The organism is Methylomusa anaerophila, from assembly GCF_003966895.1.
Lineage (GTDB): Bacteria > Bacillota > Negativicutes > Sporomusales > Sporomusaceae > Methylomusa > Methylomusa anaerophila.
In genome coordinates, this window is the sequence record NZ_AP018449.1 from 1,508,157 (window position 1) to 1,520,822 (window position 12,666).

Below are 12,666 nucleotides of genomic sequence, written 5' to 3' on the forward strand. Positions count from 1 at the left end.
ATGGGCAAAATCTATACACAAGGAGAGAAAAAATGATTACGAATACGCAAATGCTTAAATTTAAGGATAGGAGTAGTGAAACTATCGCCAAGGCGCGGGATGTGCTGCTTAGTATGCAGGGAAAAATTGAATTTTTGCGGGATTTGAAAGTGGAAGCCAATATACGCCAGGGGGCATCGTCCTATGACCTCCTGATGAGCGCCCAATATGATTCACTGGAAGATTTAGAGGCTTATATTATTCATCCCGTTCATGTCGAAGTCGCCAAATACATCGCAAGTGTACTGGAAAGCAGCGCTGTCGTATGTTACGAATCTTAATTTCTCCTCTTCACTTTGATTCCTTTTTGATTGTGCAGTGAACCGCCGGCGTAATTCAATACCGGCGCTCGCAAAGTAAATGCAAATGTTTCCCAGTCAACGGCGCCCACCGTCTGATCGCTGTGTAAAGCGCCATCAGAAAATCCGCCATCTCCGTACTGGTATGGTAGTGGCCAAAACTCTTGTCATAATCATATTCCGGTACATCGTTGGCAACTTTGCCAAACTCTGTCTGTGTAGCGGCCGGAGCCAGTACCTTAGCCTTTAGTTCGGCTCGTTCCGCCTTTAACCCATGCGCCAGCCCTTCGGTGAAGGCGCTTACGTAGAATTTGGCGGCACAATAAGTAATGACGTTGGGTACTATTACATAGCCGCCCCGGGAGGAAATATTAATCAGCATTTCCTAATCCCGCATTATTAATCCAGGTCTCAATTGAATATTGTTCCAACTCCTGATAAAGCCGATGGGCATTGGCTGGAATTATAAAAGAAAGTATATGTTAGGACGAGCAAGACAGCCTTATTAACGTTTCAATGCTTGGTGCAATCAATATATTGACAAAGATTACAAGGTACGCATATAATTGTGTTACCAGTATTACAAGTAACCGGTATTACATTTAAAAAGAGAGGATCTATGATCTGGAATACCTTTATCTATCAAATGCCGCGCGAGCCGCAAAAAAACAGGATGGCTGTCTGGCGGAAGCTCAAGTCAATAGGGGCGTTGAATGTTCTCCAGTCCATCTGGGTGCTGCCCCGGAACGATCAATCGGCGGAGGAGTTCAAAGCACTGGTGGAATATGTTAAGGCTAATGGCGGGTCGGCTGTCTTTTGTACTACCGATATCCCAAGCGAGGAAGATAATCAAAAATACATTGCAAATTTCAACCGGGAAAGAGAGACGGATTATCGGGAACTATTAAGCAAATGCCGTGATTTTTTCGAGGAGATGGAACGGGAAACCCAGGCGGAGAACTTTATCTTTGCCGAGTTGGAAGAGAATGAACAGGAACTGGAAAAACTGAATAACTGGTTGAAAAAAATTGAGAAAAAAGATTTTTTTCATTGCGAGTTCAAACAGACGATTATCGAGGCGCTGGCAAAGTGCTCGGTATTGCTCAATGAATTTAGCGACAAGGTGTACGAAAGGGATGGTGATGCCGGTAATGGCTGAACCCAAATTAATGAATGCCGCTGACAAAAAGAAACTGGCGGTGCAGTTTATCCTGCTGTTTGGTGTCGTAAGCGCCCTCGGCGATATTACGTATGAAGGAGCGCGCAGCATTTATGGACCCTATCTGGGTTTTTTAGGCGCAAGCGCCGCCGTAATCGGGCTGATCACGGGGATTGGAGAATTTCTCGGTTATTTTTTACGGCTGGTATCCGGTTATTTTGTTGACCGGACAGGCCAATACTGGTTGATTACCATCTTAGGTTACGGCATGCTGATTGCCGTCCCGCTGCTGGCGATAGCCGGGAATTGGCAAGTCGCCGTTATCTTTATTATGCTGGAGAGAATCGGCAAAGCCATACGCAGTCCGGCCAAAGATGCGCTGCTTTCCTATGCGACCAAACGGATCGGAACCGGCTTAGGTTTTGGCATTCACGAAGCGTTAGACCAAACGGGCGCAGTCATTGGGCCGTTGCTATTTGCGGCAGGCCTGGCCATTAACGGGAATTATACTACCGGATTTCATATCATGTGGATTCCGGCTATCCTGACGGTGGCTGTCGTGGTGGCAACCAGGCTAAAAGTCCCCAATCCGGCCATGCTGGAAGAAGATGTGGTCCATAAGCCGGCAGAACAGCCGGCGGATAAAAAGCTTTCCAAGGCGTTCTGGCTGTATGCGGTATTTACGTTTTTAAGCGTCCTGGGGTTTGCCAACTTTCAACTGATATCGTATCACTGGCAGGTCAAAGAAGTGGTTGCTGCAGCCGCGATTCCCACTTTATACGCAGTGGCCATGGCTGTGGATGCGGTGGGAGCCCTGATTATCGGCAAGACCTACGACAAAAAGGGAATGATTTCACTCATTGCCATTCCTGTATTGACCGTGGCTATCCCGTTTTTAGGCTTTTCCGATAGTTATGTGCTGGTGGTGGCAGCGGCGGTTCTCTGGGGTGTTGTCATGAGTATTCACGAAACGATTATGCGGGCAGCTATTGCCGACATGACTCCCATCGGTAACCGGGGTTTTGCTTACGGCATATTTAACATGCTCTACGGTACAGCCTGGTTTGTCGGCAGTGCAGCCATGGGATTGTTGTACGATATGTCGGTTCATTATATTTTTAGTTTTGTGGCAGTCATCGAGATCATTGCGATCTTTGTATTTTTATTGCTTCGAAGTAACCTGAAACATCCCGCGTAAAGACAAAGGCTTAGCTCTCAGGTCTGCTGTTCCCAAACCTTACCTTTTACTGTTTTTTGTAACCGTTACAGTGGTTCCGGTGCCGGGAATACTGGTGAGCCTGAGGTCGGCGCCGATGGATTGGATATCCTGTTCTAATATTTTATAACCGAAAGATTTCTTTTGGCGGAGATTTTCCGCCGCCACAAATCCTTTCCCGTTGTCGGCGATCGTCAGTGTAAAGGCTTCGTCATTTTCACTTAAGCTGACATTCACCTGCGTTGCGGCGGCATGCTTGCGGATGTTGAATAATAATTCCTGGAAGATATGGAACAGTTTTTTGCGTTCATAGGGGGTAAAAGAAATTTCGTTGTCACAAGCGAGAGCTAGATTGACTTTGGTGCCGGTTTGCGTTTCATACTGGCGCAAATGATCCTGCATGGCGGCGATGAGATCGATATTCTCATCCGCTGCCACGGTTTGCAAGGCAAAAATATGTTGCCTTAGTTCGGTATCGGCAAAACGAATGGCTTCCCGCAAATCGTTGATTGCCGCCCAGGGCTCCTGGCGATTTTTACAGGCCGTTTCAATTTCCATTATTTTCACATTCATAAAAAATAAGGACTGGGCGATACTGTCATGTAAATTGCGGGCAATCCGGTACCGCTCCTGCAATACCGCCGTCTCTTGCTTTTCCTGCTGCAGCTTGCCGTACAGGTTTTCCATCAAAGCGAAAATGCCGTGAGAAAACACAATAAAAATTACGCCAGTCAATGCCGCTACTAAAACATTGCCCCAATCCATCGAAATAACATCCAGGAATTCGTGCCTGGCGAATTCAAACAGGCCGATGCAGATGGCCGGTACGATGGCCGCGATCCATTTCATTCTAGTAATATTCATGCCAAACCTCCCGCCGGGAAAGCCTATTGTAGTCTGACTGTAATCATAAATATTTAATTTGTCAATAGGAGCAATTGGCATATCGAGCGGCAAATATTTTTTATAGATAAAAAAGCAGGATATCAATTCAGTTCGGCCAGGCCGCCTTCGCGTAAGGTGATCGTGTGCGTTGCAGTTAAATTGAGTTGCTGCCATTTCAATTTTTCGCCACAACAGGTAATCCCCCAGATATCCCATTGCGAAATGCCGGCGTCATAATTGGGGAAGACAATCCGCACACTTTGGCCGGTTAATAATGCCTGCCCTTTTAAGGCGTTTGGTCCCGGCGCAGTACTGTTTGCGGGCGTAACAGATAATTCATTAATGTCAGAATCACTGGCGTTTACAATGGTGATCTCCTGGCTGGCGGCAAAAGTGGCCGCGGAGAAGTCTGTCAGGATAAAAACGATGAGCAATACGGTAAAGCAATATGTTTTCATTTGCTAATCCTCCATATAGTTGATGTTTGGTTTTAATATCCAATATCCATCAAAATTAACTCCTGGTATAATGAAATTCCGGTGTGGAACAAACACATAAAGAATGGCCGCACGGCCATTCTTTATGCATTGTTCGCGTCTGTCAGGTCTGTTAATTCTGTTTGTTAATGATGTTTTAATGATGTTAATGATGTTTTAATGATGTTAATGATGCTTTTTATGATCAGCTCCCCCCATCGGGCAGCCGCCTGACCCTTCGCTGCTTTTCACCAGCCAGCCGTCTATGCCATGCAAGCGTAAAACAAAGACGGCATACGCCCCGTCCACAGTAGAGTCGCCAACGACCAATACGCGCTTGTCCCTGGGCAAGTCCTTTAGATGATCATGTAAATCAGTGAGCGGCACATTCAAGGCCTCTTTGACCGGCGATTTTTGGAAACTTTCTGCCGCGCGCACATCCAGCAGGAGATCATTGGCCGTTTGGCTTTCCGGGCTGACAATAAAAGAATGATTGCCAGGCACCGATTTTAACAGCTGGTCAATTTTGGCGTGAATCGACGCAGTGCCGTCATGTCCGCCGGCGGCATGACCGGCGGCGGGTTCTTCCTGAGCGTAAGCCGGAATTAATGTGAAAGTCAAAAGCAGTGTTAGTACCAGCAGGAAACGGGTTTTCATTGCAAAACCTCCTTATTTTGTGGGAATTACTGCATTTGCCGATAAAGAACAGCAGCCTCCTTTCTTAGTGAAATATAAAATATAAAATCATTCCTGACTTTTTTAGCGCCGGGTTACTTGGGCCCCGTGCCGGGAAAGCAATAAAGGCTACAAAGGTCGTATGACCCTTGTAGCCTTTAGCCGTTGCTAATCAACTATACGTTATTTATATTAAAACCATATCTTTGTAATGTCTACTATCCTGAAGTACTATTGAGACTGTCCAAAAGTACTATTTTAGGCTTTGGCAGCCGGTAATTCCCGGGATGAAGGAGCGGATCGCAAATGGACATATTGACAAGGGGAGGAGATAAGCAACTATTTTTAGTACTTACAGGTGACAGAATGGTACTTTAGGATAGTATTTCAGCACAAAGTAAAAGGATATAATTAATAGTACGGATAGGATAACTGAATATGGGCTGATTAGTAAAACTGAAGGCCAGGATTGTTCTTAGGGACACCTGGCCTTTATTGCTTTTCAGGCCGCGATTCTCTTTTGTCAGCGAAAAGAATTGATGATAAGGATGATGATTTGATGAAAAAAGTACGGTCCCTGGTTGTTTCTTCCCTATTGCTAATCTCCGCCAACACTCAGCCGGCTTTGGCGGCGGAAGAGGAAAAAGCAGCATTTACGCTGGATGAGGTTGTTGTTACCGCGCCGGCGGTCAGTGACCCATTGACGGTGGAAACCGACCCCAGGTCGCCCCGGCAGCCGGTTCCGGCTGCTGACGGCGGCGGCTATCTGAAAAGTATTCCCGGGTTTTCCGTGGTCCGGCAGGGAGGGACCGGTGGTGATCCGGTTTTCCGGGGACTGGGAGGAACGCGCCTTAATGTTTTATTGGATGGCACTTATCAGTTTGGCGCCTGCCCCGGCCGGATGGACCCAACCACCTCTTATGTTTTTCCCGAAACGTACAGCAAAATTACCGTTTTAAAAGGGCCGGAGACGGTAAAATACGGTGGCGGCAATGTCGCCGGGACGGTATTGTTTGAACGGGAGACGGAACGGTTTGACCAGCCGGGCGTCCGGGTCAACAGCAGCGTACTTTTCGGCAGTAAGGGCCGCGATGATGAATTACTGGACGTTACCGCCGGTGATGCCAAAGGCTATGTGCGAATTATCAAAACCAGGTCACATGCCGATGACTATACGGACGGCAGCGGCAATAAGGTTCATTCGTTCTATACCCGCCAGAGCCTGACCGGCATTTTCGGCTGGACGCCTGACGCCAATACCCTGTATGAATTTACGGCCGATACCAGTGACGCCGAAGCGGCTTACGGCGGTAGATCCATGGACGGCCCCCAGTTCGACCGCAATGATTACAGCTTTAAATTCAGCAAGCAAAATCTGTCGCCGGTGATTAGCAATTTAGAATTCAAAGCATATCACAACTATGTCGATCATGTGATGGACAACTATTCGCTGCGGCCGGCCGGGATGACGCCTATGGCCATGGAAGTCGACCGGACGACAAACGGCGCGCGTTTAGCGGCTGATTTAATTTTAGGCAAATCCACCACGGCAACCATAGGACTGGATTATCAAAAAAATGAGCATGCCAGCCGCATGGCCATGGCGATGACGGGAACTCCGGTTTACAGTACCGGCATGGTCCGCGATCTAACCTTCACCAATTATGGAGTATTCAGCGAATTTAAACATCAATTAAATAACAACAGCCGGTTGCTGGCCGGACTCAGGATCGACAGCCTGGACGTAAAGAATGAAAAAACAGCGGCGGAAGATCATAACCGGACCTACGGCGCTTTCCTGCGGTATGAATATAATCATCCCAATGCACCCGTTACCTCTTATATTGGCATTGGTCATGCCCAAAGGCCGGCCGATTATTGGGAGCGGCGGACCAATTTTTACCTGAGCCCGGAGAAGAACACCCAGCTTGACACCGGGCTCATCTACCGTTCCGGCAAACTGAATACCAGCCTGGCGGTGTTTTATGCCGATATTAATGACTTTATCCTATTCAAAAATGCCAATAGCTCGGCAAAGACAGCGGAGAATGTGGATGCCTCACTGTATGGCGGCGAAATCGATGTGGCCTACTCGCTGAATAAGAACTGGACGGCCACGGCTTCCCTGGCCTATGTACACGGCAATAATGATTCGGATCATAAACCATTGGCCCAAATTCCCCCCCTGGAAGGAACGCTGGGCCTCAAATACAATCATGAGAAGGTGGAAGCCGGCTTGCTGTGGCGCGGCGTTCAGGCGCAAACCCGTTATGATTTAAACAGCGGCAGCGAAATTGGCTACGATTTGGGCGCAAGCGGCGGCTTCGGCATTCTTTCGGCCAATGTGGCCTATAAAGCCGGTAAAGAGGTTACGGTCGCAGCCGGTGTGGATAATATTTTTGACAAAAATTACGCCGAATTTATTAGCCGGTCGGGGGCCTCTATCCCGGCGCTGGGCATCGCTTCTTCCTTCAGAGTGAACGAACCTGGCCGTACCATCTGGGTAAAAGCAAGCTATAAGTATTAATTCATTCCCTCATTCCAGGAACGGGCAGTAATGCAAGATAAATCGGTAAATATATTCTTAAATTATTGGAAACTTTTTTGACACTTAAGTCCGAAATCGAGACTTTTTTTCTAATTTATGTTATGATTATATTAAATTTTGTAAAATTTAATAGGAGGTGGGAAGTTGTCGGTTATGCCTTTTTTCCGCAAAATAAGGCATACGGATAAAAGTGTCAATATATTGGAGCCTAAAAAAAATAGATCAGACGCTCAACTCCAAAAATGCCTGAACTGCGAAAATTTATGCCTTCATTGCATAAAAGATTTGTGTGGCCTGACCGGTAAGCCTGAGGCCAGCAGCTACCGCTTGCTTTATGTCACAGATGGCAATATACAACTGCGTCTGCCAATTCACAACGTGGCTCGACGTCTTACTAAAGGTGAATTGATTCTGATCCCGGATCAACTCACTTTTGCCGTGGAAAGCGAGAATAACTGTGCTGCCAGTTTCTTAGTGAAGAATGTAAGTACGGTTCCTGATAAATCAGTTTCGTCCAAAAAACTCCGATTCAAATGTTCATATAAGCGAAGTTGCGCATCCTAGGTGGAATGAATCATAACCGGGGCGGCCCTAAATAATGGGTCCGCCCCGTCAGTTTAATATTTAGCCTGGTTAGAAGACGGCAATGAGGGAACCAAGCTAAAATAAAGTGAGCAGACTTAGTAAGCCAAAAGCAGCAATGATCATCCCGGATAACCAATTAATCCATTTTACCCATGCCTGGTTCAAGCGAGCTCGCAGCATCGCCGTTGTTCCGCTTAAGATCAACCACCAGATGGATGACCCGGAAAATACACCGGCGACCAGCAAAACAGAGAGACTGAGGTCTTGCCTGGGGCTGCCCAGGCCTAAACCGGCAAATATGGCTGCAAATACCATGATGGTCAAGGGATTGGTCAGGGTAAGAAAAAAGGCGGATGTATACGAGCGAAGTATGCAGGTGCTGTCGGAATTGTCTATCACCGGCGCCGGCTTAGATATAAAAGTGGTGAATCCTAAGTAAAGTAAAAGCAGGCCGCCGGTAAGACGTAACAATTCCTGATGATCGAACAGGAATGTGGAAACAACCGTAAGGCTGAAAGCGGCGATGCAGCCGTAGAGTGCATCTGCCGTCGCCGTTCCCAGGCCCGAGATGAAGCCGGTGGTCATTCCGTTTAATAAGGTTCTGCGGATACAAAGTAACCCCATAGGACCTACCGGGGCGGCAATGGAGAAGCCAAGGATCAGACCTTTGATAAAAATATGCAATTCCATTTTTTCACCCTTTGTCAGTTGGTAGCGGGAGAATGGGAGTTTCCTTAATTGTAGAGAGAATGATGGTTGTCCGCGTTTTTGCTCCTGGGAAAATTTTGATTTCGTTGCTGATGATTCTTTCCAGATCGTGGGTACCGGTGCAACGTACCTTTAAAATATAATCTTCCTGGCCGGCGACATGGTGGCATTCCTGGATTTCCGGCATGATGCCGATTCTAGCCAGAAACGCGTCCTTGTGTTCGCATCGCTCCAGTGTAACGGCTATTAGCGCCAACAGTCCATATCCCACGGATTCCGGGTCAATTATGGCAGTAAATCCCTTAATGATTCCCTTTTCTTCCAGTTTGCGAACCCGTTCGGCAGCGGCAGGGGCGGATAAGTCTAACAGGGTGCCTAATTCCGCCCATGTTGTCCGGCCATAATTCATCAGATGGCCAACAAGCTTCAAATCGATTGAATTTAGCATAAAAATAATTCCTTTCGTAACTTTACAGGCTTATTATACAAATATTTAGCAGCTAATACAACCTATGCAGCAAAAGAAATAAAATAAACGAAAAAAATAAAGGCTGGCTCTTGACGTTTGAATGAATTTAAGATAGAATTAAATTGGAAAATTGAAATTTTCACCCTGAAGGGGAGTAGCTTGCAAAGGTTAGTGTCAACATACACCGGGGTTCACACCCTTGGCACTGCCGTTGGCCCAGGCTTAGCCAATAAGCGAGACCTTTGGTATGGATAATACGTTCGTACCTAGGTCTTATTTTTGTCTAAATTACCTGTCTAAATTCTCTGATCCCAATAATAATAATGAAGAATTTATCCAGTTACTTACTCATATTGATAATATAAATGATAATATAGAGAATATAAATGATAATATAAATACCGTAAATAACGTAAGGAGGTCGTATTATACCGGTGTAGAAAGTAATATAAGTGGACAAACCAGGAAGATCTTATTCTTATAGAGGAAACATAAAGAAAATGAGAAAATAACTCGGAGGTGTTTTATAATGAATTCCTTGAAAACAACCATCTTGTTAGCCGCTTTAACGGGGTTATTGATGGCTATTGGCAGTTTGTTCGGCGGTACTCAAGGCATGATGTTGATGTTTGTGATTTCTATTGTGATGAATTTTGCAAGCTTTTGGTTCAGTGATAAAATTGTACTCAGCATGTATGGCGCCCGGGAGGTTACTCCTCAAGACGCCCCCGACCTTATCCGGATGGTTTCCGGCCTTGCCCAGAAAGCTAAAATGCCGATGCCCAGGGTATACATCATGGATGCCGACGTTCCCAACGCATTTGCAACCGGGCGGGATCCGGAGCACGGTGTAGTGGCTGTCACTACCGGAATTATGCGCGCTTTATCCTATGAGGAATTGGAAGGCGTTGTTGCCCATGAACTGTCGCATATCAAAAATCGCGATACCCTGATAAGCACCATTGTAGCTACTATTGCCGGCGTTATAACCATGATTGCCAATATAGCCCAGTGGAGTGCAATCTTTGGCATGGGCCGGAGTGATAATGAAGAGGGCGGTGGAATTGGCGGTATTGTCGAGTTTCTGTTTCTTGTCGTGCTGGCGCCGTTGGCGGCAACACTTATTCAGCTTGGTATTTCCCGTTCCCGGGAGTATGAAGCGGATGAAACCGGCGGTATTATCTCCGGAAAACCGCTGGCATTAGCCAGTGCCTTGCGAAAGATAGAGTACTACGCTCAGCATAGAACCATGCCTGAGGCCACTCCGGCTACGTCCCATATGTTTATTGTTAACCCGCTTAGTGGTGCGGGAAGCTGGATGGTTAGCTTATTCAGCACCCACCCGGCCACTGAGCAGCGCATCGCCAAGCTGGAAGAACTGGCCCGCAAAGTACGGTAGATTCGCAAATTAAGAAAGACGACGCGAAGCGTTTCCGAAAATGCTTCGCGTCTTTTTAATTTGCCGGCAACCCGCCGCCGGACGCTGAAGTTATTTACTATACAAAAGGAATGGTGATCAAGTGTACGATTACGTGTACGCAATATGTCCATTTTCGCTAAACAACTGTGCCTGATAACCAGCACCGATTATCCGCCTGACCGGACAAGCCTTATATATTCACGGATTGCTAATCGGGGTATTAAAAAAATATAATTGGCATATTTCTTGCGTAAAAATTGTAACAAGCAGACCGATTAGGAAAACAATGCGATTTTCTGTAAAACCGCGTTGCTTTAACGCAATTTTTAGCAATTTTTGATCTCTCTTTGATACTTTCTTTTTACAAAAATATACAGGCAAATCTATTTATAATGTTTTTAAACACCGTATTACCTGATTTATCTTTTTCAGGACAGGACAATTAAAATATCCTTACCATGTATGGTTGGTATGGCTTGGTCCAAAGTATAAAACAACAAGACGGCTTACGCCGCCCTGTTGAAAAGTCTAAAGTCTATGGATTATTTTTTGGTAGTCGTCAGAGATTCTTGCTTTGGAAGTCTTTCGGTGCTTGCTGGAACAGTTTTTGTGGTGGTAGTTTGATTGGATTGGTTCTTGTTTTTATTGCTTAAACTGCCAGGTAGATCCTTAAATCCCATAAATTACTCACCTCCAAAATTAGTATTCCCGGAAGGTGAATATATTAAACATTAATGGAATTTTGAACCATCCTCTTGACAAATTTACTTACACTTTTCGTCTTTTTTAGGTTGCGGGGAAATTTCTTTACCAAAATCAACAGAGGCTTTATTCGTTTTACATCCTTTTCCGCAACGTACATCATTTTTGCTCAAATTTATCACCTCCTGTTTTTTAGTGTATCCCAACGAAATGAATTGATGTGTGTCAGTTTTTAGTTATCCAAAGATAACTGATGATAACTGATAATAACTAAAGATGATAACTATTGAGGCGGCGATGATAATGACGGTGACTAAAATTTTGCCAGTTTATCCAGTTGGCCGGGTGACTTTTCAAAAACGCGACTATCAGCCCGGCGGCGATGGGACGAAAAAAAGAGCGCCTGAGAGTTTCAAAGATGTTTTGGCCAGAGAATTGGCAATTAAAAATCCAGCAAATAAACCGGATAAAAAATTGGATGTATTAGTCTGAAAAACAAAAAAGTGAAGGATATACCGGTAATTATTATGTCGGTGGAATAACACCGGCATTTTTAATTTTTTATGGCTGGCGACCTGACCGGTCCTGCCTAGTGGTCTGTAAACCCTAATTCTATAGTGTTCTTGCGAGATCTTTCCCGTCCTGCTTTGTTGTCGTCGGCTTACATATTCCCGATATGCGCGCCTCCTCCGCCTCGCAGGACGAAAAATCTCTCGCAATTCATCCTATAGCTTTAGAGTTTACAGACCACTAGCGGCCTATGTTAAAATATGTTAATATTTACGCCTTTTTATTGTCAATGAAATCAAAATCAAGTAATATAAAAAATGGGAAACTAATGGAACGAAATAAGTTTCCGGCAGGAGAACATTGTAGTAAGGATTGTAGCAAGGGGGGACGAAAATGAAAGAGCGTATCCTCAAAACTGCGGCCGAGGAGATGAATGAACGAGGCGTTAAATTTACCGTGGATGCTGTTGCTGCCCGTCTTGGAATCAGTAAAAAAACCTTGTATCAGTATTTTGAGTCTAAGGATCATTTAATCGCCAGTATTGTGGATGCGGCCATAGTTGACATGGCAAACCAAAAGGCTGAAATCATGAACAGCAACAAAGATTTTGTCAGTAAACTAGCGGCTATCGTCACTGTTGAACCAAAAATCTTCGGTAAAGTACACGATTGGGTCCTGGAGGATATTAAGCGGCACCGGCCTGAGGATTGGGAGCGCATCACCTGTTTTCGCAGGGAAAGAACCCAGGCAATGGCCAAGATACTGGAAGAGGGGATAGCCGGCGGCCATATCCGCAGGATTAACACGGCGGTGGCGGCGCAGATGTTATGCAGTGCGGTGGGTGAATTTCTGGAATACGGCTTCCTGGCCGAAAACAATATTAGTTTTACGGATGCGCTTCAGGCACTGACCGATATATTTCTTTACGGTGTCTTGACTGAAAAACCGGCATTAGAATAGGGAGAAAACCGGCAT

The 12,666-nt window shown here is 45.7% G+C and carries 14 protein-coding genes and 1 pseudogene; 8 read left to right on the plus strand and 7 right to left on the minus strand.

Annotated features, from left to right (window positions below):
- Positions 1 to 32: 32 nt before the first annotated feature.
- Positions 33 to 320 carry a Dabb family protein gene (locus MAMMFC1_RS06590; RefSeq protein WP_126307528.1) on the plus strand — a complete coding sequence of 96 codons (288 nt, stop codon included), beginning with the start codon at positions 33 to 35 and terminating at the stop codon, positions 318 to 320.
- Here MAMMFC1_RS06590 and MAMMFC1_RS06595 read toward each other — a convergent pair.
- Positions 317 to 717, minus strand: a pseudogene (locus MAMMFC1_RS06595) (SDR family NAD(P)-dependent oxidoreductase); the annotation flags it as partial. The gene MAMMFC1_RS06590 and the pseudogene MAMMFC1_RS06595 overlap by 4 nt on opposite strands.
- Before the next feature lie 240 nt (positions 718 to 957).
- On the opposite strand from MAMMFC1_RS06595, the gene MAMMFC1_RS06600 reads away from it, so the two are divergent.
- Together MAMMFC1_RS06600 and MAMMFC1_RS06605 are read left to right on the plus strand one after the other, a co-directional pair.
- On the plus strand, positions 958 to 1,497 hold the full coding sequence (locus MAMMFC1_RS06600; RefSeq protein WP_126307530.1) for a Chromate resistance protein ChrB: 540 nt from the start codon (positions 958 to 960) through the stop codon (positions 1,495 to 1,497).
- Complete coding sequence (locus MAMMFC1_RS06605; protein ID WP_197723931.1) at positions 1,445 to 2,695, plus strand: MFS transporter; 1,251 nt, start codon at positions 1,445 to 1,447, stop codon at positions 2,693 to 2,695. The genes MAMMFC1_RS06600 and MAMMFC1_RS06605 overlap by 53 nt, the downstream gene beginning before the upstream one ends.
- Before the next feature lie 39 nt (positions 2,696 to 2,734).
- On the opposite strand, the gene MAMMFC1_RS06610 is transcribed toward MAMMFC1_RS06605, so the two are convergent.
- From MAMMFC1_RS06610 to MAMMFC1_RS06620, 3 genes are all read right to left on the minus strand, one after another.
- Positions 2,735 to 3,577 (minus strand): sensor histidine kinase, encoded by an 843-nt coding sequence (locus MAMMFC1_RS06610; protein ID WP_126307532.1) that lies wholly within the window; start codon positions 3,575 to 3,577, stop codon positions 2,735 to 2,737.
- A gap of 122 nt (positions 3,578 to 3,699) precedes the next feature.
- Positions 3,700 to 4,056 (minus strand): hypothetical protein, encoded by a 357-nt coding sequence (locus tag MAMMFC1_RS06615; protein ID WP_126307534.1) that lies wholly within the window; start codon positions 4,054 to 4,056, stop codon positions 3,700 to 3,702.
- A gap of 204 nt (positions 4,057 to 4,260) precedes the next feature.
- Positions 4,261 to 4,731, minus strand: coding sequence for a rhodanese-like domain-containing protein (locus MAMMFC1_RS06620; protein WP_126307536.1), 471 nt, complete (start codon positions 4,729 to 4,731; stop codon positions 4,261 to 4,263).
- A gap of 538 nt (positions 4,732 to 5,269) precedes the next feature.
- Between MAMMFC1_RS06620 and MAMMFC1_RS06625 the strand changes: the two genes are divergently transcribed.
- Positions 5,270 to 7,276, plus strand: coding sequence for a TonB-dependent copper receptor (locus tag MAMMFC1_RS06625; RefSeq protein WP_232035713.1), 2,007 nt, complete (start codon positions 5,270 to 5,272; stop codon positions 7,274 to 7,276).
- A 165-nt stretch (positions 7,277 to 7,441) separates the two neighbouring features.
- On the plus strand, positions 7,442 to 7,861 hold the full coding sequence (locus MAMMFC1_RS06630) for a hypothetical protein (protein ID WP_126307540.1): 420 nt from the start codon (positions 7,442 to 7,444) through the stop codon (positions 7,859 to 7,861).
- A 96-nt stretch (positions 7,862 to 7,957) separates the two neighbouring features.
- Here MAMMFC1_RS06630 and MAMMFC1_RS06635 read toward each other — a convergent pair whose 3' ends face one another.
- Together MAMMFC1_RS06635 and MAMMFC1_RS06640 are read right to left on the minus strand one after the other, a co-directional pair.
- Positions 7,958 to 8,572 carry a LysE family translocator gene (locus MAMMFC1_RS06635; RefSeq protein ID WP_126307542.1) on the minus strand — a complete coding sequence of 205 codons (615 nt, stop codon included), beginning with the start codon at positions 8,570 to 8,572 and terminating at the stop codon, positions 7,958 to 7,960.
- A gap of 4 nt (positions 8,573 to 8,576) precedes the next feature.
- Positions 8,577 to 9,038: an Lrp/AsnC family transcriptional regulator gene (locus MAMMFC1_RS06640; protein ID WP_126307544.1), complete on the minus strand. Its 462-nt coding sequence runs from the start codon at positions 9,036 to 9,038 to the stop codon at positions 8,577 to 8,579.
- Positions 9,039 to 9,588: 550 nt separating this feature from the next.
- Between MAMMFC1_RS06640 and htpX the strand changes: the two genes are divergently transcribed.
- The gene (htpX, locus tag MAMMFC1_RS06645) at positions 9,589 to 10,458 is read left to right on the plus strand and encodes a zinc metalloprotease HtpX (RefSeq protein WP_126307546.1); all 870 of its coding nucleotides are present in this window, start codon (positions 9,589 to 9,591) and stop codon (positions 10,456 to 10,458) included.
- Positions 10,459 to 11,021: 563 nt separating this feature from the next.
- Here the strand turns inward: htpX and MAMMFC1_RS21375 are convergent.
- Positions 11,022 to 11,159, minus strand: a complete 138-nt coding sequence (locus MAMMFC1_RS21375) for a hypothetical protein (protein WP_158618671.1) — start codon at positions 11,157 to 11,159, stop codon at positions 11,022 to 11,024.
- A gap of 325 nt (positions 11,160 to 11,484) precedes the next feature.
- Here MAMMFC1_RS21375 and MAMMFC1_RS06650 point away from each other — a divergent pair, with 325 nt between their 5' ends.
- Positions 11,485 to 11,673: a hypothetical protein gene (locus tag MAMMFC1_RS06650; RefSeq protein WP_126307548.1), complete on the plus strand. Its 189-nt coding sequence runs from the start codon at positions 11,485 to 11,487 to the stop codon at positions 11,671 to 11,673.
- 411 nt (positions 11,674 to 12,084) lie between these two features.
- A complete protein-coding gene (locus MAMMFC1_RS06655) occupies positions 12,085 to 12,651 on the plus strand; it encodes a TetR/AcrR family transcriptional regulator (RefSeq protein WP_126307550.1) in 567 nt (188 codons plus the stop codon).
- Positions 12,652 to 12,666 lie beyond the last annotated feature (15 nt).

What these genes read in the sequence shown, in the direction of transcription:
- MAMMFC1_RS06605 (WP_197723931.1), top strand. Translation starts at nt 1,445, where the DNA reads ATGAATTTAGCGACAAGGTGTACGAAAGGGATGGTGATGCCGGTAATG.
- MAMMFC1_RS06655 (WP_126307550.1), top strand. Translation starts at nt 12,085, where the DNA reads ATGAAAGAGCGTATCCTCAAAACTGCGGCCGAGGAGATGAATGAACGA.
- MAMMFC1_RS06600 (WP_126307530.1), top strand. Translation starts at nt 958, where the DNA reads ATGATCTGGAATACCTTTATCTATCAAATGCCGCGCGAGCCGCAAAAA.
- MAMMFC1_RS06650 (WP_126307548.1), top strand. Translation starts at nt 11,485, where the DNA reads ATGACGGTGACTAAAATTTTGCCAGTTTATCCAGTTGGCCGGGTGACT.
- MAMMFC1_RS06590 (WP_126307528.1), top strand. Translation starts at nt 33, where the DNA reads ATGATTACGAATACGCAAATGCTTAAATTTAAGGATAGGAGTAGTGAA.
- MAMMFC1_RS06615 (WP_126307534.1), bottom strand. Translation starts at nt 4,056, where the DNA reads ATGAAAACATATTGCTTTACCGTATTGCTCATCGTTTTTATCCTGACA.
- MAMMFC1_RS06620 (WP_126307536.1), bottom strand. Translation starts at nt 4,731, where the DNA reads ATGAAAACCCGTTTCCTGCTGGTACTAACACTGCTTTTGACTTTCACA.
- MAMMFC1_RS06610 (WP_126307532.1), bottom strand. Translation starts at nt 3,577, where the DNA reads ATGAATATTACTAGAATGAAATGGATCGCGGCCATCGTACCGGCCATC.
- htpX (WP_126307546.1), top strand. Translation starts at nt 9,589, where the DNA reads ATGAATTCCTTGAAAACAACCATCTTGTTAGCCGCTTTAACGGGGTTA.
- MAMMFC1_RS06635 (WP_126307542.1), bottom strand. Translation starts at nt 8,572, where the DNA reads ATGGAATTGCATATTTTTATCAAAGGTCTGATCCTTGGCTTCTCCATT.
- MAMMFC1_RS06640 (WP_126307544.1), bottom strand. Translation starts at nt 9,038, where the DNA reads ATGCTAAATTCAATCGATTTGAAGCTTGTTGGCCATCTGATGAATTAT.
- MAMMFC1_RS21375 (WP_158618671.1), bottom strand. Translation starts at nt 11,159, where the DNA reads ATGGGATTTAAGGATCTACCTGGCAGTTTAAGCAATAAAAACAAGAAC.